Source organism: Methanothermobacter crinale (genome assembly GCF_055397825.1).
Genome location: NZ_AP042450.1, coordinates 254,322 through 274,931 on the forward strand (window position 1 = coordinate 254,322; position 20,610 = coordinate 274,931).

The 20,610-nt window shown below is 40.3% G+C and carries 21 protein-coding genes and 1 tRNA gene; 14 read left to right on the plus strand and 8 right to left on the minus strand.

Annotated elements, in window-relative coordinates; translation table 11 throughout:
* The first annotated feature begins 4 nt into the window (after nucleotides 1-4).
* The 10 genes from ACZ5XX_RS01730 (at nucleotide 5) to glnA (ending at nucleotide 8,608) form a co-directional block, all read left to right on the plus strand.
* Nucleotides 5-1,012, plus strand: a complete 1,008-nt coding sequence (locus tag ACZ5XX_RS01730) for a 4Fe-4S binding protein (RefSeq protein ID WP_464585002.1) — start codon at nucleotides 5-7, stop codon at nucleotides 1,010-1,012.
* Between the two features lie 64 nt (nucleotides 1,013-1,076).
* Entirely contained in the window at nucleotides 1,077-2,369 is a 1,293-nt protein-coding gene (locus ACZ5XX_RS01735; RefSeq protein ID WP_464586128.1) for a 4Fe-4S binding protein, read from the plus strand.
* A 2-nt stretch (nucleotides 2,370-2,371) separates the two neighbouring features.
* A complete protein-coding gene (locus tag ACZ5XX_RS01740; RefSeq protein WP_464585004.1) occupies nucleotides 2,372-3,130 on the plus strand; it encodes a 4Fe-4S binding protein in 759 nt (252 codons plus the stop codon).
* Nucleotides 3,120-3,755 carry a CBS domain-containing protein gene (locus tag ACZ5XX_RS01745; RefSeq protein WP_464585007.1) on the plus strand — a complete coding sequence of 212 codons (636 nt, stop codon included), beginning with the start codon at nucleotides 3,120-3,122 and terminating at the stop codon, nucleotides 3,753-3,755. Before ACZ5XX_RS01740 ends, ACZ5XX_RS01745 begins: the two co-directional genes overlap by 11 nt.
* Nucleotides 3,756-3,958: 203 nt before the next feature.
* Nucleotides 3,959-4,612 (plus strand): cobalt transporter CbiM, encoded by a 654-nt coding sequence (gene cbiM / locus ACZ5XX_RS01750; protein WP_464585009.1) that lies wholly within the window; start codon nucleotides 3,959-3,961, stop codon nucleotides 4,610-4,612.
* Nucleotides 4,609-4,893, plus strand: a complete 285-nt coding sequence (locus ACZ5XX_RS01755; protein WP_464585011.1) for a PDGLE domain-containing protein — start codon at nucleotides 4,609-4,611, stop codon at nucleotides 4,891-4,893. The genes cbiM and ACZ5XX_RS01755 overlap by 4 nt, the downstream gene beginning before the upstream one ends.
* A 35-nt stretch (nucleotides 4,894-4,928) precedes the next feature.
* Nucleotides 4,929-5,717: a cobalt ECF transporter T component CbiQ gene (gene cbiQ, locus ACZ5XX_RS01760; protein ID WP_464585013.1), complete on the plus strand. Its 789-nt coding sequence runs from the start codon at nucleotides 4,929-4,931 to the stop codon at nucleotides 5,715-5,717.
* 502 nt (nucleotides 5,718-6,219) lie between these two features.
* Nucleotides 6,220-6,327: transfer RNA gene (locus ACZ5XX_RS01765), tRNA-Met, on the plus strand.
* Between the two features lie 145 nt (nucleotides 6,328-6,472).
* Entirely contained in the window at nucleotides 6,473-7,225 is a 753-nt protein-coding gene (locus ACZ5XX_RS01770) for a HesA/MoeB/ThiF family protein (RefSeq protein WP_464585016.1), read from the plus strand.
* Nucleotides 7,226-7,279: 54 nt separating this feature from the next.
* Nucleotides 7,280-8,608 carry a type I glutamate--ammonia ligase gene (gene glnA / locus ACZ5XX_RS01775; protein WP_464585019.1) on the plus strand — a complete coding sequence of 443 codons (1,329 nt, stop codon included), beginning with the start codon at nucleotides 7,280-7,282 and terminating at the stop codon, nucleotides 8,606-8,608.
* 19 nt (nucleotides 8,609-8,627) lie between these two features.
* Here the strand turns inward: glnA and ACZ5XX_RS01780 are convergent, their stop codons facing one another.
* Genes ACZ5XX_RS01780 through ACZ5XX_RS01790 form a run of 3 tightly spaced genes read right to left on the minus strand, consistent with a single transcriptional unit; the run spans nucleotide 8,628 to nucleotide 11,753 of the window.
* Nucleotides 8,628-9,752: an ABC transporter permease gene (locus tag ACZ5XX_RS01780; RefSeq protein ID WP_464585022.1), complete on the minus strand. Its 1,125-nt coding sequence runs from the start codon at nucleotides 9,750-9,752 to the stop codon at nucleotides 8,628-8,630.
* Nucleotides 9,749-10,849, minus strand: coding sequence for an ABC transporter permease (locus ACZ5XX_RS01785; protein WP_464585024.1), 1,101 nt, complete (start codon nucleotides 10,847-10,849; stop codon nucleotides 9,749-9,751). The genes ACZ5XX_RS01780 and ACZ5XX_RS01785 overlap by 4 nt, the downstream gene beginning before the upstream one ends.
* 1 nt (nucleotide 10,850) lies before the next feature.
* Nucleotides 10,851-11,753 carry an ABC transporter ATP-binding protein gene (locus tag ACZ5XX_RS01790; protein ID WP_464585026.1) on the minus strand — a complete coding sequence of 301 codons (903 nt, stop codon included), beginning with the start codon at nucleotides 11,751-11,753 and terminating at the stop codon, nucleotides 10,851-10,853.
* Between the two features lie 80 nt (nucleotides 11,754-11,833).
* On the opposite strand from ACZ5XX_RS01790, the gene ACZ5XX_RS01795 reads away from it, so the two are divergent.
* Complete coding sequence (locus ACZ5XX_RS01795) at nucleotides 11,834-13,048, plus strand: molybdopterin molybdotransferase MoeA (protein WP_464585028.1); 1,215 nt, start codon at nucleotides 11,834-11,836, stop codon at nucleotides 13,046-13,048.
* Between the two features lie 15 nt (nucleotides 13,049-13,063).
* Nucleotides 13,064-14,221 (plus strand): site-2 protease family protein, encoded by a 1,158-nt coding sequence (locus ACZ5XX_RS01800; RefSeq protein ID WP_464585030.1) that lies wholly within the window; start codon nucleotides 13,064-13,066, stop codon nucleotides 14,219-14,221.
* Between the two features lie 29 nt (nucleotides 14,222-14,250).
* Here ACZ5XX_RS01800 and ACZ5XX_RS01805 read toward each other — a convergent pair whose 3' ends face one another.
* The 5 genes from ACZ5XX_RS01805 to ACZ5XX_RS01825 all read right to left on the minus strand — a co-directional run bounded on the left by ACZ5XX_RS01805 (nucleotide 14,251) and on the right by ACZ5XX_RS01825 (nucleotide 16,512).
* Nucleotides 14,251-14,337, minus strand: coding sequence for a hypothetical protein (locus ACZ5XX_RS01805; protein WP_464586130.1), 87 nt, complete (start codon nucleotides 14,335-14,337; stop codon nucleotides 14,251-14,253).
* A 16-nt stretch (nucleotides 14,338-14,353) separates the two neighbouring features.
* A complete protein-coding gene (locus ACZ5XX_RS01810; RefSeq protein WP_464585032.1) occupies nucleotides 14,354-14,512 on the minus strand; it encodes a hypothetical protein in 159 nt (52 codons plus the stop codon).
* 11 nt (nucleotides 14,513-14,523) lie between these two features.
* Complete coding sequence (locus ACZ5XX_RS01815; RefSeq protein WP_464585034.1) at nucleotides 14,524-14,835, minus strand: 4Fe-4S dicluster domain-containing protein; 312 nt, start codon at nucleotides 14,833-14,835, stop codon at nucleotides 14,524-14,526.
* Complete coding sequence (locus ACZ5XX_RS01820) at nucleotides 14,799-15,554, minus strand: DUF169 domain-containing protein (protein ID WP_464585036.1); 756 nt, start codon at nucleotides 15,552-15,554, stop codon at nucleotides 14,799-14,801. Before ACZ5XX_RS01820 ends, ACZ5XX_RS01815 begins: the two co-directional genes overlap by 37 nt.
* Before the next feature lie 292 nt (nucleotides 15,555-15,846).
* Nucleotides 15,847-16,512, minus strand: a complete 666-nt coding sequence (locus tag ACZ5XX_RS01825; RefSeq protein WP_464585039.1) for a cobalt-precorrin-7 (C(5))-methyltransferase — start codon at nucleotides 16,510-16,512, stop codon at nucleotides 15,847-15,849.
* A 71-nt stretch (nucleotides 16,513-16,583) separates the two neighbouring features.
* Here ACZ5XX_RS01825 and ACZ5XX_RS01830 point away from each other — a divergent pair, with 71 nt between their 5' ends.
* Nucleotides 16,584-17,765, plus strand: coding sequence for a redox-regulated ATPase YchF (locus ACZ5XX_RS01830; RefSeq protein WP_464585041.1), 1,182 nt, complete (start codon nucleotides 16,584-16,586; stop codon nucleotides 17,763-17,765).
* 29 nt (nucleotides 17,766-17,794) lie between these two features.
* Nucleotides 17,795-20,521 carry a cation-translocating P-type ATPase gene (locus tag ACZ5XX_RS01835; RefSeq protein WP_464585043.1) on the plus strand — a complete coding sequence of 909 codons (2,727 nt, stop codon included), beginning with the start codon at nucleotides 17,795-17,797 and terminating at the stop codon, nucleotides 20,519-20,521.
* Nucleotides 20,522-20,610 lie beyond the last annotated feature (89 nt).

Below are 20,610 nucleotides of genomic sequence, written 5' to 3' on the forward strand. Positions count from 1 at the left end.
TATAATGTCCTCTGTAATATGGTACATATATGAATTCGCGAGGAAAAAATGGATTAAAAGATTCCTAGACGCTAAAACAGACCCTGAGATAGCTGAGTCGCCATCAAGGTTCAGGGATTTCCCACAAGTCCAAAAAGAATTATGCATTTCCTGTGGGGCTTGTGTAGCATCCTGCCCGTCCCCAGGAGCTATAAAGTTGGTGAGAGACGATGAAATGGAAATGGCCTACCCAGTCATAAATGAATCAGCTTGTATAAGGTGCGGCTTTTGCGTGGAAGTTTGCCCAACAGAACCAAAAACCCTCAAAACAGGTGAAAACTATCTTATAAAAGAAGAATACCGGATACTACCACAGGAAACTCTCTATGTCATCGATGATTATCTCTGCATACGCTGCGAAAAATGCATAGATGCCTGCAAAGTAGGGGCCATATCATCCAAGGACAATATAATCACCATAGACCAGTCAAAATGTGTATCATGTGGAGATTGCATCAAAACATGCCCAATAAAAGGAGCTATAAAAGAAGTTTTCATCACAAACATCGACGAACAAAAAGAGATAATCAACCTATTAGTTAAAAGCCTAGAAGAGGCCATAAACTTGGAAGTTGAAAGGGTTAGGAAATTGCCAGATTATGACCCTGAAAAGCTTATAAAATTGGAATTTCCACTATCCAAGATCATGGAAAGAGCCTTGGAAATACTCCCAGATGAGGAGAAAGTAACCAAAATAGTGGAGAATATAACAGACAGGCTTAAGATAAATGTAATAACTTGGGATGAGGAAAAATGCAAAGGTTGTAGATTATGCATTGATGAATGTCCAACAGGCGCTCTAACCTACAATGAAGAGAAAGGAGTCACTGAAAGAGACCCTGACAAGTGTCTAAGGTGCAGTATATGCTACCAAACATGCCCATTCGGAGTCCCAGGATTATACACTGCAAGATTCCTCCTAAGAGATGGCAGGATCCTCATAACATTAAAACCATCCCAGATAAGGGGCTGATAAAATCCCAGTAACCGTCGGAAAAACATACAAACCGATAAGGGAAGTAGAAGTTCAATATGAGATAGATGACAAGAAATGCAAAGAATGTAAGGATAGGCCTTGCCTTAAAGTTTGCCCAGTAAATGCTATCCATGAAGTACCACCAGACAACCACATCGAAATAGATGAAAAATGTATAGGATGCATACTATGCAGGGAAGCATGCCCATATGATGCCATAAAAATGAAAACCATCCTATCAGAGCCTATAAGGGAACCAATACCAACTATAAACCCTAAACTTTGCTTAAATTGTGGGGCGTGCGTTGCAGCCTGTAAAACCGGGGCCATAGAACTCGTAGCTTCTGGTAAAGAGGAAATACATCCAGTGATAGACGAAGAAAAGTGTGTGAGATGTGGCTACTGCGCCCGCGCATGCCCCTCAGAGGCCATAAAATATGGTGAAATCCTACCAAGGGCCGTGGCCACAGGAAAAGCCCTAGTCATAGACCACAACCAGTGCATAGGTTGCATGACATGCACAAGAGTCTGCCCATCCAAGGGGGCTATAAAAGTCGGTAAAGTAAGTAAACTACCATACATAGACCCCGCATATTGTGCAAGATGCGAAAAATGCATGGATGTATGCCCATCAACCGCCATAAAATACACCACAAGGACCGCAGCCTCCAGGAAATTTAATAGGATACATACCATGGAAATCGCATCAGAAGTTCTCGAAAAAGAAACAGAAAAAATAGCAGATGCCACAAGCAAAATAAACTCCATCCTAGAAGATATTGCCAATAATATCAGCAAAGAACATGACGAAAAAGGCTTTGAAATAGATGTGACAGACCGAATAAAGGAAGAAATCAAGGAAATCATGGACGGAAACATTGAAATAGATGAAATGTTGGGGATAATCGAAAAAACTAAACCAGGTAGGTGGATAAAAAGTTTAGAGGAGAAGTGTATTGGTTGTGGGGCTTGCGTCGATGAATGCCCAGTAAACTGCATAGAACTCGAAATGCCAGCCCCGATTAGCATAGGAGATGAATGTGTATATTGTGGAAAATGCGTACAAGTTTGCCCAGTGGAGGCAATAACACTCAGAGAGGAATTCTTCACAGTCAAGGATGATAGAATACTATTTAAAAGAAGGGAAATCAAGGAGCCTAAAAGTGGAAAAATAATACCCGATGATATGATCTGCCAGGCCTGTGGCATCTGCGTGAATAAATGCCCAGTAAACGCCCTAAGCCTCAAAGACGATAAAATAATAGTTGACCAGGAAGCGTGTATCAGCTGTGGCGAATGTGAAAACATATGCCCAGTAAACGCCATCAAACTAATCGACACGAACGGTGTATAATGATGGATATAACATTTAAAAAGAGTAAAGAGGCGTTTAAAGAAGACATGCAAAGAAGATACATGGAGTTAGAAGCCATAGAAGGCAAAGGTTTAGATATTAGAAGATGTAAAATGGAAGGTAAATTCATAACAATCTCCCCAGAATGTGTAAGATGTAACCTATGCGCCGAAGAATGTCCAGTTGACGCCATAGCCGATGCAAAATCCACAAGACCTGCTAGATTACTTGAAAATTGTGTGAAATGTGAAATATGCGCCCAGACATGTCCCATAAGATGCATAAACGTGGTTGAGAGCACTGCAACAATAAACGATGAAGTGAAGTATCATCTTAAAGACTTGAAAATACCCCACAGAATCCTAAGGATGAAAAACATAAAAGTAGACAGTGAGAGGTGCAAAGGTTGCGGTACATGTGCCAGATTTTGTCCAACCAGCGCAATAAGACTCGAAGATGGAACTGCAACCATAGACACCAGTATATGTATTGGCTGCGGGGCCTGTGCAAACGTGTGCGAAGAAGGTGCGATAAAACTCGAAAGAGAACTCGGACCCGTGATAAAAACGAAAGAACTTCTAATAGACCAGGAAGCTTGTGTAGCATGCCAAATATGTGAGGAAAGTTGTCCAACAGACGCCATAAGACTCGAAGATGAAAAACTCATATTCTCAGAGGATAAATGTATATTATGTGAAGTATGCTCCACCAAATGCCCAGTAGGGGCGCTAAAATTAAAGAGGTTATCCTATGAAAGTTAAAGAGCTTATGGATAAAAAATTTATAGTAGTAGGCCCGGATGCGGACCTGGATGAAGTATCAGAAAAAATGGAGACACATAAAAGATTCACTATACCAATAGTAGACGAGGAAAAGAAGCTTATAGGATGGATAACATCCCTTAACGTTATCAGGGGGCTTAGAGAAGGAAAAAAGAAAGTATCCGAGATCATGCACATACCAGAGGAGATCATACACGTCCATGAAAATGACCCGGCAAGACTAGCAGTCTTAAAAATCTCAAAACACAAAGTTGTTAACCTGCCAGTATTGGATGATGAAGGTGTTATTGTTGGAATCGTAAGGGCATTAGACATAGTTAAGACGCTTTCCAGCTTATATGAGATTAAGGTTTACAGGATTTTCGAGGCCATGTCCCAAGAATTGAAGGGTATAAGCTGGGATGAACTCATGGAAGCCGCTGCTATAATCACAAGGAGGAGAACAGGGGAAAGGATAACAGCAGCAGAATATGAGGAGAGGATAAAAAAGGCAACGTTTGGAGAGGCGATCTGGGCAACTGGTGGGCTTGAAAAATTCTTTGTCGGGCTTATAGCCATTGGAGAATTAGTCATAGCCAGAAAAGTTGCAAGGGCTAGGAAATAGTCTCCACACAATCCATGTCCAGCACCCCTTTCTTCTTAATTTTGAGTTTGGAGGTTTATCCTCCCAGACTTTGTTTTTTTGGAAAAACTAAAAACTATTATTACATAGTATATAAAGAACACGATCAATAGTAATACTAGGGGTTATGTTTATATTATACTATGTATTATATGACTATGTAAAATAATGAGGAGGCAGATAATTTGCATATACCAGATGGTTTCATACCAATTTCCCAGTGCATTATCTACTGGATAATAGCACTCGTGGCATTATATTTCAGTGTTCGATGGGCCAGCGCAAAACTCGAAGAAAGACAAATCCCCCTCTTCGCGGTCTTAGCAGCGGGTATATTCGCGATACAAGCAATGAATGTCCCAATCCCTTGGGGTACCAGTGGACATATGGTTGGCGCAGCACTCATCGCCATAATATTCGCAAGTCCATGGGCAGCAGTTCTATTATTATCAATTGTACTTATACTACAGGGTCTAATATTCGGTGATGGTGGAATAACAGCATTAGGGGCTAACATCCTTAACATGGGTATCATCGGAGGGTTTGTAGGATATTACTTATTCAAGGGTACAAAGAGCATAGGAGAAATACCCGCAGTTTTCATAGCAGCATGGGCTTCAATATTCCTAGCCGCGATAGCATGTGCAATAGAAATGTGGATAGCCGGGACATTCCCATTGGATAAGGGGCTTGCAATGATGGGATTATACCATGCAGTCATAGGGATCATAGAAGGAGTTTTAACCGTAGTAATAGTACTAGCAGTCCAAAGCGCCCGCCCAGACCTGTTCTCATTTAAGGATTGGGGTAAAGAAAAGGCCGAGGTGTTATCTAAATGAAGAGTCGAGACAAGAAACTACTCATTGGTGGGGTTATCATAGCCCTCATCATAGCAGTATTAGCACCATTCCTAGCATCTTCAAACCCTGATGGGTTAGAAAGTACTGCTGAGAAGGTCATGCCAAACCCCGAGACCGAACCAGCTATAGAATCACCTCTACCCGATTATACCATCCCAGGATTCGGCAAGGAAGGGGAAGTACTTGCATTAGTCGTCGGTACAATAGTTGTCCTAATCATAGCCTATGGTATAAGTGCAGCGCTTAAAGCCGGGAAATAACCACTCCCCATTTTAATTTTTTTGAGGTTCTTTTTATGGAAGATCTTCTAAGCATAGAAAGGGAAACCTTGAAGGAAAGTCCCATCCATCATCTGGATGGGCGCATAAAAATAATAATAAGTCTAATCATAATAGTCTATGCAGTGAGCACATCTAATCTTTTAATCCTTTCTATAATGGAAGCCTATCTCCTAATTTTATTATCAATTTCTAGGATACCATTCTCTTATACATTAAAAAGGCTGTTTCTGATCTTGCCATTCGGCGGTTTCATCGCCCTATTCCAATTATTTATAAGGGCTGGTGATATCATCTGGAGCGGACCCTTTGGGGTTCATGTGACAATGCAAGGACTCCTATTCGGTATCTTATTATTTGCGAAGATAACTGTGAGCATAACAGCCATAATATTACTCTCTTCAACAACGCCAATGCAAGAACTTACAAATTCAATGAGAGGAATTGGGATACCTCACACTTTTATCATGCTCTTAAACTTAACCGTAAGGTATCTGTTCTTTTTCTATGATGAACTGGAGAGGATAAAAAATGCCCAGAAAACCAGATGCTTTGACATATGGAACAAGAACACTCAATACTCATGGAGACTCAGGAAGATCGGGGAGACGATCGCAATGATATTCCTACGTGCATATGAGCAGGGCGAAAAGACCTACTTGAGCATGCTGAGTCGTGGATACTCCCAAGAAAGTCAAATGTACCATGAAAAATCTCCACTAAAAAGAGCCGATATCCTATTCATAATTTTAAACATAGCTTTCATAACATTACTTTACCACATCCAAACCCTCAGTATAGTATAGTAGTTATGAGAGGCTATGAAGACAATTCTAAAGGGGGTAAGGAGCTGCCCTCATATAGTATTTATGAGAGACTACATGTTGATGAAGTACCCCTGCACTGATGGAGGAGTTTGCCATCCTTATCCATGGCTGGTTCATACCCCCCTGCTGTCCTCGCGGACTATGGGGGCACCCTCCCCATAAAAAAATATTCCCCATAGTGGGGGGGCTATGCAAACAACTGGGAAGATAAAAATAGTCCCCCTTAATCACTTACTTTATGATATGCCGAAAAATATTTATAACATGACAGATGATAATATGAGTTGTCACCCCCTCAAATAGTCAGAAAAGCCGATAGAGAAGCTCAAAGGCACGCACAGCCTTCAAAAGGCCGCTAATGGTGAAGAAGTCACTTTCAAGGAATTTAATGGATGATACGCTGACAGATGATGGTTTGTAGGTGCTTCACTTTGAATTCTCAATGATTACTGGGGGGAGAAGAATGTTTTTCTTTGGCAAAGCCGGGGTGGCTCAGCTGGTTAGAGCGCACGGCTCATAGGGGTGATAAGAGAATATTGCTCTAACCTGGGATACCGTGAGGTCGCGGGTTCGAATCCCGCCCCCGGCATAATCTAATGACTCTCCTTTTTCTCAAATTTGTGGATCCGTGTTAAGTAAATTTTTTTATAGTAAAGTAATCTAAAAGGATAATCATTATGATTTCTAGAAAGATTTCCCCCACTTCTTGGGGGAAGGTCATTAGGGTGGCATAGATGCCGAGAAGATATGAGGGCTTAGCTTATTGGGAGACCATAACTAGACAGATGAATTTTCTGAAAAAGGATGAACAATTAAAATTAAAAAATGCCAGGGTTGCAGTAATCGGATGTGGGGGTATTGGTGGCGCCGCCATTGAAATGCTAGCTAGAATGGGTGTTGGCTCCCTATCTATTGTGGATAAAGACGCTTTCAGCATATCTAATATCAACAGGCAAGTGATGAGCGATTTCCATAGTATTGGAAAATCAAAGGTGGCTGTTACCAGGGAAAGGATCTGGAAGATAAATCCTTTCATAGAGATCGAGGCTTTTAATTGTGAAGTTGATGAAGATAATGTTGATACAATCATAGAAGGTAGTGATGTTGTGATTGATGCCATGGACAACATCATGTCCAGGGTTATAGTTAGTAGGGAGTGTAGAAGATCGAAGATACCATTTATACATGGGGCTGTGCATGCTTCAATGGGCCAGGTAACAGTATTTGGGGATGGGACACCATCTTATGAAGAAGTTTTTAAATTACCTTCAAGGGGCCTTGGATTAACAGATGAAGTTAAAGAGAAAGTTCAGCGTTTAGAAAGTGAAATTCCTCCAGTTATAGGGCCGGCGCCGAATATTGTTGGTTGTATAGAATCATTTGAAGCTTTAAAAGTTTTAACAGGTAAAGGTAGTGTTATATGGGCTCCTAAACTTTTGACCTTCGATCTTTTAAAGGATGATCCCTTTAAGATTGTGGAATTATAACAAACTATATATACCACTAGGAGGAAATATATTTCCGGTCAATGGAGGTATTCTATGGATGATAAAATCGAAAAAATCATGGAAAAAGTAAACGAATGCGACATAAAATTTGTCAGACTACAATTCGTAGACATACACGGAGCCGCAAAAAACATGGCCATACCCCTCATGAGAGCAGACCAAATAGAAGATATGATAAAAGAGGGCATATTATTCGACGGATCCTCAATCGAAGGCTTCGTGGATATAAACGAAAGCGACCTCGTGCTAAAACCCGAACCAGAAACATTCTCAACACTACCATGGAGACCAGAAGAAAAAGGCGTTTGCAGATTCATATGCGACGTATACTGGCCAGATGGAAAACCATTCGAAGGCGATCCGAGATACGTCCTAAAAAGAACCCTATCAAAATACGAGGACTCTGGATATGAATATAACGTGGGTCCAGAACCAGAATTTTTCATCCTCGATTATGATGATGAAGGAAACATAACGCCCCTTGACACAGGCACATACTTCGACGTTGAACCAATAGACCAGGGAACCGACTTCAGAAGAAAACTAGTAATGGATCTTGAAGCTTTAGGCTTTGACATTGAAGTAAGCCACCATGAGGTGGCCCCAGGACAACATGAAATCGACTTCAAATTTGATAATGCGTTAAAGACGGCAGATGCTGTTATAACATTTAAACAGGCCATAAAAGCAATAGTAGATAAGATGGGCTATCTTGTAACTTTCATGCCAAAACCATTCTTCGGAGAAAATGGAAGCGGCATGCACTGCCACCAATCACTTTTCAAAGATGGTGAAAACATATTCTACGACCCCGACACTCCCACACAGTTATCAGAGACTGCAATGTATTTTATAGGAGGGCTCCTAGAACATTCAAGGGCATTATCTGCAATATGCGCACCAACAGTCAACTCATATAAAAGATTAGTCCCAGGGTATGAAGCCCCCGTCTACATTGCCTATGGTTTCAAAAATCGGTCAACACTTATAAGAATACCCGCATCCCGTGGAAAAAGCACTAGAGTCGAATTCAGAGCACCGGACCCATCTTGCAACCCCTACCTTGCATTCGCCGCGATGTTAGAAGCAGGGATGGACGGTGTGAAGAATAAGATAGACCCTGGTGAACCCGTCGAATTCGATGTATTCAAACTAAGCATGAAAGAACTCGAAGAGATGGGTATAGAAACGTTACCATCAAGTCTATGGGAAGCATACCATGCACTTGAAGAAGATGAAGTCGTAAAATCAGCCCTTGGAGACCACATCTATGAAAAATTCATGGAAATAAAACATAAAGAATGGGACGAATACAGAATTCAAGTGTTCAAATATGAAATAGAAAAATACCTCAACATTTAATCCCCCTTAAGCATCTTTTTTATAATCTTATCATACCCTCTTTCTTGAATGAAAGAGTGGAAAAAACAAATACTAAAAGGGAAAAGATCAATGAAGGTAACATATCCCAGATAACACCTCCAGGGGATTGGCTGGTTGAAAGTTTCACCAAAATCACACTTGGTATAAAATCTATAAAGCGTCCTAGGAAGCCCACATCCATAAAAAGCGGCACAAAGAGTATAAATGTTGCGATGAAAAGTATGATGGTTATCGCTGAATTAGCCTCCTTTGTACTGTCAACAATACTTGAAATGAACACACCAACACCGGCAAAGCCAAGGGCCATGAAAAAAAGCAATAAAGCAATCAATGGCAGATTATAGAAGGGTACATGGAGCAAGTACGAGATCATGATCCAGGCCAAGCTCTGTAGAATAGAGAATAAAACTATGGGGATTATTTTACCAAATATTATCATATATGGTGATAATGGTGTCATGAGAAGCACTTCAAAAGTCTTCCTCTCCTTCTCACCAACAATACTATCAGTAACAATATTACTCGCAAGGAAAAAAGGTAAAAATAGTATAAAAGGTACCATGAAACCATACATTATCCCAACAAAATACGGACTTTCAATGGCAACCTTCACTTGCTTCTCCTTGTTCATCTCAATTATATTAAGTTTGATAGGCTCCTTAACCCTATCTATCTCCTCACCCGGAAGATCACCAAGGTTCTTTTCTATATTATAAGATTCAGAAGCCCTCCTTATCTTTTCAGATAATATAGTGTAGAATATGCTACCAGCATCTATGTTAACTTCAACATCACCATCCTCTCCAAGGTATACTGTGGCTGAAGTTTCCGAGCCAAGAGCCCTATTCGCACTTTGAAGATCGTTATAATATATAAGTTCTAAATTTTCTTCTTTCAATTTTTTTTCAAGGATTGTCCCCTTTATATCCTGGGGCACCCCAACCTTTAGGAATTGACTCCCACCCCACTTATCTATTAATCCAGGGTCTAATGCAAGTGAACTTACACTTGCAAGGGCGAAACTTCCAAGGAGTATAATAACTTGCACAATCACGAGAAGTACATACACCCTATTTGTGAGAATATCATATGCTTCTTTTCTCGATAATGCCATTAATTTCATAGAAGATCCCTTAATAACCTTAAAACCCCTGGACGGGGGCCGAATATTATATCATCCCTTTCAAAAAGCCACACTGCTAAACCATAAAAGATTAAACTACTGAAAACTAAGCCCGAAATTGTTGATACTATATCAGATATTGTTATATTTTCTGAACCGAGAAGCTTTATTATGAGGATCAACGGGCCCATACCACTCTTCTGGGAAATATATGCAAGCGCTGGGACTATAAGAAAACCTATAATTATTATATATGCCAATGTTATGCTTATACCAGCCTCCTTGTAATTTTTTGAATAAACAGCAACTAAGCTTGTAAGTCCCACAACTGGGAATGCTGTTAAGACTAGAACCAAATATACCAAATGAGCGTTATGGACTTTGAACCCACCCCATATTATTATCATCCATATAAGTAATTGGATAGCCATTATTATGATAACTGCAAAAGATTTTCCTAGGATGATGTGACTTCTTGAGAGTGGCATTGCAATAAGTGATTCCCCTGTTTTTCTTTCCTTTTCCCCAACAATACTATCAATGATAAGATTTCCGAACATGAACAATGGTAAGATAAGGAGTATCGCGACCATAACCCTGTTCACGAGCCTTAATGGTAATGATTCCCCCACGGCTTCTTCTTTAACATGGGGCTGTTCCTTCCCCATGGATGCTATGATCTGATCGGTTATTTCCCTTGAGGATCTTTCCACTGCACTTTCCACCTCCTCTTTTATAACACTCCTCATTGGAGTTGAATAATCTAAGAATAAGCTTGCATTCAATGGTAATGTATTGTATTCATCCACAAGAAGCAGAGAATTCTCCATTGGGGACTTGAGGCTTGTGGAGCGTATCATAACAGCCTTTTGGTTGATTTCATCTTTGATAACCCCAGAAGGGTCATTAACATCTAAGCATGCGAATTCATTAAGTGATGGGGTTAAAGCGATCTCTTCCCCTGTGTTCATCATCTGGAGTACGCTATTGAAAATGAATATCATCGAGAATAGGGTGACCATCTGGAACATGAAGATGAAGAGAAATTTACGACTTCTGAATGTGCTTTTGATTTCCCATTTTGTTATAGTCCACATCTTATGAGCCCTTAACCATTTCTATGAAAACATCATCTAGGCTAGTTTCCTTTGTATTCACAGAGTAAACATTTCCCCCCAAACCGCCCATAACGACTGGGATAATACTTCTATCCTCAAGTGAAATTTCTAACCTATCCCCATCCAATCTTATATTCTTCACACCTTCAATCTTTATAAGGTCTAGGTCAACTCTACTAGGATCCACAAGACTTATCTCCAATGTCAGATCACCCTTTATCTTCGATTTAAGCTCCCGGGGCGTGCCCACATCTAATATCCGGCCTTGGTTTAAAATAGCGACCCTATCACAGAGATAGTCAGCTTCTTCCATGTAATGGGTGCAGAGTATCATGGTCTTCTCACCCTTAAGTTCCCTTATAAATTCTCTTATAGAGGTCGCGGTAGCGGGGTCAAGTCCCATTGTAGGCTCATCCAATATAAGAATAGGAGGATCATGTACGAGCGCCCTCACTATCCCAATACGCTGTCTCATCCCCTTAGAGAACGTGTTTATCGGATCAGTTGCTCTGTCCCCCATCCCCACAAGTTCCAAGAGTTCATCGATCCTACTATCAAGAACATTCCTTGGAACCCCATATAATTCGCCGAAATACTTGAGAAGATCCCTTGCCGTGAAGCGTTCATAAAGGTTCGGCTCCTCTGGGAGATAACCTATCATGGATTTGACCTTAATAGGATCCCTTGTAACATCTAATCCACCCACCCTAACCTTGCCCTTATCCGGGTGCAAGATACAAGCGATTATTCTTATGGCTGTTGTTTTACCAGCCCCATTAGGGCCTATAATCCCCAGTAACTCGCCATCATCCACATGGAAACTGATATCATCCAATGCCACTATCTTCCCAAAACTTTTTCTAAGAGATTCCACTTCTATCATATCAAAGTCCAACCCTCAGATTTCACCTAAAAATTATATTCTACTAGATTAAAAAATTTAATGATAGAGGGAGGATCTTAATGTTCATAAGCGAACTTTTACCAGTGAAAGAAACCTTCAGATTATTGGATGAGAATCAAAAGATCACCAGTGAAGAGACCATCAATCTGATCAACGCCCATGGTCGTGTAAACTCTAGAAGATTAATTTCTAAGTTGGATTCACCACCCTTTGACAAGGCTGCCATGGACGGGTATGCTATAAGGGCGGAGGACACATTCCAGGCCAGGGTGGATAATCCCATCAAATTAAAGGTTATAGATGCGATCGGAGCGGGCAAGGTTTCAAATGTTAAAATTAGGAATGGTGAAGCTGTTAAGATAGCTACTGGCGCCCCCATACCAGAAGGTGCAGATGCGGTGATCATGGAAGAATACACTTACAAAAATGGGGATGAAATCGAAATTCGACAACCCACCAGTCCGGGTGAAAACATCGCACCGAAAGGAGAGGATATAAAAGCGGGTGAAATTATACTAGAACCTGGGACTGTGATGCGCCCCCAAGAGCTTGCAATCGCGGCCTCAGCAGGGTACAACACCATCAAAGTTTATAAGAAACCGAGGGTTAAGATTATTATCACAGGCGATGAACTTATAGAACCCAGGACAAAACCAGGACCGGGACAGATAATAAACTCCAACAAGTATGCTCTCAAAGCACTTGTTGAAAGTGCGAAGGCCTCACCCACAGTCGAACATTCACCAGACAACCCCAAAATATTAGAGGAGAAAATCGAAGAAACCATCCAAGAATATGATATGATAATAACAACTGGGGGAACCGCCATTAGCAAAGGCGATATCGTAGTGGATACAGTTGACAAACTTGGCAGGGTCATCTTCCATGGGGTTGCCATAAGACCTGGGAAGCCATTAGCTTTTGGTTTAGTAGAGGATAAGCCCGTGTTCATGCTCTCAGGGTATCCTGTGGCTGCCATGGTACAATTTGACATTTTTGTAAGATATTATCTGCTGAGGATGCAGAATATCAATTATGAGCATCACCTGGTCGAGAGGATATGTCAACGTAAAACCCCATCAAGGCTTGGGCGGACAGATTACATACGCGCATTTACAGATAATAGAATAGTCGAACCGATACTTATAAGTGGTTCGGGGATCATAAACTCTATGGTCAAATCAAACAGTTATATCGTGATAGAAGAAAACAGTGAAGGAATCGATAAAAACTCAAAGTGTGATGTCCTTTTATTCGATTCTTTCAAGGTCTAAAAGGGGTGTATATGGATGGATATTTTATTATTCTATGGGATTGTTTTCGTACTCATATGGACTCTAGCATTATTATTCAGAAAAAAATTAAAGATTGAAGTTTATGGACCCCTTCTCATGAGAAAAACTACGAGGATGAGAGGTTTTATTGATAGGATAGCCCAAAAGTATTCCAGGTTCTGGAAGTGGAGCGTGAACATAGGCATTCCCATAGCATTTTTTTTCATGTTTTACATGTTATATGCGATCATAGCATCCCTTAAGGACATTTTTGTGCAACCGCAAGCGTCCTTGATCGTCCCAGGGGTGGATATCCCAGGGAGTCCCCTATTCGTCCCATTATCATATGGGTTGATAGGACTCATAATTGTGATAGTGGCGCATGAATTCGCACATGGAATACTAGCAAGGATTGAAGGGGTGAAAATAAAATCGATAGGCTTGCTTCTGCTGGCAATAATACCAGGGGCCTTCGTGGAACCCGACGAAGACGATATTAAAAGGTTAAAGAGGCTACCAAGGCTGAGAATATATGCAGCAGGATCTGTCGCAAATCTTATAATAGCATTCCTATGCTTACTGGTGTTCGTGGGTATCGCATCATATGCCATACCCTCAACCTTTGAAACAGATGGCGTGCAAATAAAAAGTGTAGTACCCGGCAGCCCAGCTAGTCACGTGTTAAAAGATGGTATGGTGATAAAGAGCATTAATGGCAAACCAACCAACAATTTAACCAATTATGAGAAGGCGCTGAAGGATATAAAGATAGGGGAAATTATAACAATAAAAACGGATCAAGGTATCTTCAATTTAAAAACTTCAAAAAATCCAAATAATGCAAGCAGACCATATATTGGTATAAGAAGCACTAACAACCTAGAAGTGAAGGAGCCCATAAAATCGGTATGGGGAGATAAACTCCCCAGTTTACTCCTCTACCTCCAGGATCTGTTCTTCTGGATTTCAATCCTAAACTTTGCGGTGGGGACCGTTAATCTCCTACCCGCAAAGCCACTCGACGGGGGCCTAATGTTCGAGGAACTTTTAAAATCCAAACTACCAAATAATATGGCGGATCATATTGTAAGTTCTGTGTCAGTATTCGTAATCCTTGTATTAGCTATCAGTATAATATGGGGTACTGGCCGCGGCATTCTACTAATGTTCTAAAAAAATAAATTCTTAATCGGAACCCCCTATTACTTGATTTTGATTTTCCGACCCTTAGGCGGCTTCTTTAACACTATTTTTATAGTTAGGGGGCCGTTCTTGAATTTGGCCTCCACGTCTTTGGGGTTTACTTTATGGGCAAGCGCCCAGCAACCACTGTATCTGAAATTTGTGTCTTTTGCAATTTAAACAGTATCCCTGTTCTGTGATTTCAAAGTTTATATTCTCCTTTTTAACTCCTGGCAGCTCTATTATGGGTTGTATAAGTGCTGGGATATGGGTAAGTTTCATCTTTTGCTCCATTATTCTTGGGGTTCTAGTTTACCCTCTTTTTTGAGTTCTTTTTTGACTTTCGCCCATATACTATGTTCTTTGTAGAATTCGCGAAGTTTTTGTTTATCTGGGAAGCTTATTGCTGCTCCTTGACAAAGTGTTTCACAGGTTGTGCAACCCACAACACACTTGTAGGGTTGTGCAACTACCGGACCGTCCTTGGTCCATTTATAAACATTTTGCCCGCAGTTCATGCACATTCCACATTCCAAGCATTTTTCAGGGTCTATGGTAGGGTACCATTCTATTTCTTTTCGTGGAACACCTGCAAACCATGGCATATTATCATCTCCTTCCAAAGCGACTTAAGGGCCTTTTTTGCCCTGGCGCGTGGTATGGCTTTTTCTTTTAAATAATCTAATTTTTCAACTATACTTGGGAGTAATTTTCCCGGGAAACCGAGTATGGCTTCTTCTGCTTTGATATCTGTTGCTTCTCTGCATCCATAGCATCCATAGGTCATGTTAAGTTTCGATTCTAAGAATGGGATTATTGTTGAATCTACACAGACTGCCTGGAGGACCTCTGTGGAGCTTCTGATTCTTTCACCACCCAAGAGATTTAAGTATGCGAGGGCTATCCACATAAGTTTCTCTGGAAGATCCTCTACAATGACTACTTTAGGTTCGACATTGACCCTGTCAAGAGGGTAAAGGTATATTGCATTACAGAAGCCCCTCTTTAATTTTTTCATGCCTTGAAACATTTTAACGCCTGTTTCTGGCTTATCAACGATCCCGAAACCAACCAGTCCGCGTCCTTCTTTGAGTTTCTTTGGGAGTTCTTTGAAGCCGAGTACACTTGCTGCTGCTGGACAGGAAATTTCATCTCCTGGGAGCAATACCTCTTCCCCATTTCTTGCTTTCATGACAGCTTGACAATATCTGTGCCTTTTCAAGGCCTTGGCATTCTCTGGTATCTTATCCTTGAATCTAACACCTACTGGGGATGATTCTAGTCCAAGGATAGCACGAAGTTTACGAGCATTTTCATATACCATGAATTAACTCCTAGTTTTTATACATTTAAATATTTTGATATAATCAGGGTGAAGCATGCCTAAACGCCTTCACACAAAAACCAAAAAAAAGTAATTAGATAAAACGAAATGGGCTTTCACAAAAAACTAGGATGTTAACCTATGGTTATAAAGGGGGTGGAATCTGTCGTAGTCTGTTCTAAAAAATTTTGGAAGCTGATCACGGGGGGTATATGGTAATTGTTAGCCTAGATCTAGAAATGAAAGAGATCGGTATGAAACCCAAGTTTGTGAGGGGGCGACTCCAAATGGGTTAGTAGATCACCATGACACACATGTAATTAAATTTTGAATTTTTAACATCTTTTAGTTTCATTTTCATGACTCTTTCATCTGGGTAACTTAACCTTTCACATATCGCCACTTTCCTGTGGGGATCCACACCATTTTCTATTAGGAATGAAGCAGTTTCACTAGGATCCTTTGAAGGTAATAAAATAGTGGGTTTTCCATTGTCGATGATATTGAATATTTCAGCATCTTTCCCACCATGTAATGTTAGGATGTCTGCATGGTTCCAAGGGAGTAAAAGTCTGGCTGCACACAATTGGATTGAACTAATACCTGGTATAACATGGACATCCACATTTATATCAAGGTCTTCAATGATTTCATTCACTGGTTTCAAAACGCCTGAGAAGCCAGGATCACCTGTTGAAATTATTGAAACTGTTTCGCCCTGAGCAGCCCTTTTAATCCCCTCTTTTAATCTTTCTCTAACATTTTCGCCATTAAATATTAACTTTTCCCCTTTTTCATCAAATAATTCTAGGATTCTTTCACTCCCAATTATTAAGTCGGATTTTTTAACTGCTTTTTGTGCTGCTGGTGTGACAAAATCATGAGATCCTGGCCCGGCACCCACAAGATATAATACCACGAGAAAATCCTCCTCTAATATTTTCCATGAAATACCCAATTTTTTATATCTACACTCATATAGTTATTAGTAGGTGAAGGAATAATAGCATTTTTTTAGTGTGTGATATGATGATAGAGATTGGAATTACAGGAAAACCTAACGTGGGTAAATCATCTTTTTTTAATGCGGCCACTCTTTCAAAGGTGGAGGTTGCATCATATCCTTTTACCACAATAGATTCGAATAGAGGAGTGGCTTATGTAACCTCACAGTGTCCATGTAATGAATTTAATGTAAAATGTGATCCTAAAAATTCTTTCTGCGAGGATGGTGTCCGTTTCATACCTGTTGAACTTATAGATGTTGCTGGTCTTGTGCCAGGAGCTCATAAAGGTAGAGGACTTGGGAACAAGTTCCTTGATGATCTTAGACAGGCCCAGGCTTTTCTTCATGTGGTGGATGCTTCAGGTTCTACAGATGAAGAAGGAAAGTCAACAGAACCTGGAAGTTATGATCCCCTCAAAGATGTTGAATTTCTTGAAAAAGAGATTTTAATGTGGCTTTATGGTATAATAGATAAGAATTGGGATCGGCTCATTCGAAAAGCATCCTCTGAGAAGATAGATATGGTGAAGATTATCCACGAACAATTTTCTGGTATAGGTATAAGTGTAGAGGATGTTATCGAAGCTTCAAGAAAACTTGGAAAAGACTCATGGGATAGAGATGATATCCTTGTATTTGTAAAAGAGCTACTTAAAATTGCAAAACCGAGACTTATAGTTGCAAATAAAGCAGACCTGCCAACTTCAAAAGAAAACATAAAGAGATTAATGAAAAAATATCCTAATGTAGTCCCAGCATCCGCAGAGGCGGAACTTGCATTAAAGAGGGCGGCCCAGGCAGGTTTAATAGAGTATAAGCCAGGTGACAGTGATTTTAAGATATTAGATGAGGGTAAGCTTACAAAAAGGCAATTAAATGCGCTAGAATATATAAGAGAGAATGTTTTAAATGTTTATGGCAGTACTGGTGTGCAAGAGGCTCTTAATAGAGCGGTATTCAATCTACTTGACATGATAGTTGTCTATCCTGTAGAAGATGAGCATAAATTATCTGACAAGGATGGTAACATATTACCAGATGCATTCCTCATCCCTAGAGGTTCAAAACCGCGCGACCTTGCATATCTCATACATACTGAAATAGGAGATTCATTCATGCATGCGATAGATGCAAGGAAAAAAATGAGAATATCATCAGATTATACACTTCAGGATGGTGACATAATAACCATAATATGTAAATAGAAAGGGAAGAATCCATCTAAATCGTAAATATGATACATCAACTGCCTGAAGAAGAAGTTTTCAAGAAAATAGGAACATCAAAGGATGGGTTAAGTTCCTCAGAAGCCGAAAAACGCTTAAAAGAATATGGACCCAACAAATTAAAAGAAGTTAAAAAAAAGCCCATAATATTCAATTTCTTGGAAAACTTATACAACCTTTTAGCCTTGGTTCTATGGGCAGCTAGTTTTCTCGCCTTTATATCAGACACGCCTCAATTAGGGGTTGCTATAATCGCCGTTATTATCATCAATGCCATTTTTAGTTTCTGGCAAGAATATGAGGCTGAAAAGGCTGCTGAAGCGCTTAAAAAGATCTTGCCATTAAAGACGAAGGTTATAAGGGATGGTGTGGAAACAGAAGTTTCAGCTGAGAACGTTGTACCAGGAGATCTTTTAATCTTGGAGGAAGGGGACAACGTACCAGCAGATGCAAGACTCATAGAAGCACATGAACTAAAGGTTGACAATTCAACATTAACAGGGGAATCCAAGCCCGTGAGGAAAGTATCCCATCCAATAACAGAATATGATAACTATGTTGAAATACCTAACCTAGTATTTGCAGGTACAAGCATAACCTCTGGTTCGGGAAAGGCAATAGTATATCGTACCGGTGAAAGCACAGAATTCAGTAAAATAGCCGCATTAACACAGGAAGTGAAAGAGGAGCCAAGTCCATTACAAAAACAAATATCAAGGGTTGCAAGGATAATAGCAATTATAGCAATCCTCATGGGCACAACATTATTCTTCGTGAACCTCTATATTGTTAAATTACCTCTCAGTTTAGCATTTATCTTTGCAATAGGTTTAACAGTGGCTAACGTACCCGAAGGACTACTACCAACTGTTACATTATCCCTGGCAACTTCTGCTCGTAAAATGATAAAGGAAAATGCTCTTATAAAAAGATTATCCAGTGTCGAAACCCTTGGTTCCACCACCATCATATGCACAGATAAAACAGGCACACTAACCCGCAACCAAATGACGGTCCGCAAAGTATGGGTGCCCTATAAGATAATCGATGTAACAGGTACAGGCTATGAACCAAAGGGCGAATTCATATGGAATGGTAAATTCCTCACCCACAAGGATATCCGTGAAATAAAATTGCTCATGCGAGCCGCCTCATTCTGTAATGACGCGGAACTAATACCACCAGACGATGAAAACAGAGAATGGCGTATCATAGGAGACCCCACAGAGGCTGCTTTACTCGTAGCCGCGAAAAAGATAGGCTTTGACCGTGACAAACAAATGGAAAAAATGCCAAGGATAACCGAAATCCCATTCGATCCCAAAAGGAAAATGATGACATCAATCCACCAAAAACCCCAGAAAAAAGTTGCATATGTGAAAGGAGCCCCCAAAAAGCTGATATCGCTTTGCGATCAAATATCTGTCGATGGAAAACCAAAAATCCTAACAGAGGAAGAAAAAAAGAAAATAATAAAAGTCCATGACGAACTCGCATCTCAGGGACTTAGAATACTTGCAATGGCCTACAGGAACCTACCAGACGAACTAGAAGATTATAGACCAGAAAATATTGAAAGAAACCTAGTATTTGTAGGGATGACAGCACTTCAAGATCCGCCACGTGAGAATGTTAAAGAGGCTGTTATAGAATGTAAAAAAGCAGGCATAAGAATAATCATGATAACAGGCGACTACGGTTTAACAGCAGCAGCCATAGCAAAGGAAATAGGAATAGTCCAAGATGATAATTATAAAGTAATAAAAGGTAAAGAACTTGACGAATTATCCGATAATGAACTTAAAGAGCTCCTGAAAACGGAAAAAAGTATAATATTCGCAAGGACCATCCCCAAACATAAAATGCGCATAGCAAAAGTTTTAGAAGACGAGGAAGAGATTGTGACCATGACAGGAGATGGGGTTAACGATGCACCAGCACTCAAGAAAGCTGATATAGGTGTTGCAATGGGAAGCGGTACAGATGTGGCCAGGGAAGCGGCTGACATGGTACTAATAGATGATAATTTCGCCACAATCGTAAAAGCAGTTAAAGAAGGACGCACAATTTATGAAAATATCAGGAAGTTTATAACATATATCTTTTCCCACGAAACCGCTGAAATAGTACCATTCATTCTAATGGTCCTACTTGGGATACCACTCCCCATAACTGTAATGCAAATACTTGCAATAGACCTTGGAACAGATACTCTACCTGCTCTGGCTCTTGGTAGGGGCCCCCCTGAAGCTGATGTCATGGAGAAACCTCCAAGACCACCCCATGAGAGATTATTAAACCTCCCTGTCATATTCCGCGGATATTTATTTATTGGAGTTATAGAGGCCATCCTTGTAATGTCAGGTTACTTCTGGGTGCTCCATAACGGGGGCTGGACACTAGGAAAACCTTTAAGTTTCACAGATCTGCTCTATCTCAAAGCCACTACAATGGTATTCGCAGGTATAGTCATGGCTCAGATAGGCAACCTTTTAACATGCCAGACTATGAGATCATCAGTTTTTGAAATTGGATTATTTAAAAATCGTTGGATCATCTGGGGGATACTATTTGAGCTTATCATCCTCTCATCTATCATCTATGTTCCTCAACTCCAACCCATATTTGGAACCACACCCCTTGGATTTAAGGAGTGGGCTTACCTGATATCATTTATACCTATAGTTTTCATGGCAGATGAAATCCGGAAACTCGTTTTCAGACATTTTTCATAACTACTCCTGGAATAATGGAAACTTCATGAGAGACTAACGGAAGAAACTAAAAGCTGTCACAATTAGGAAATTTTGCGTCTTCGCATTGG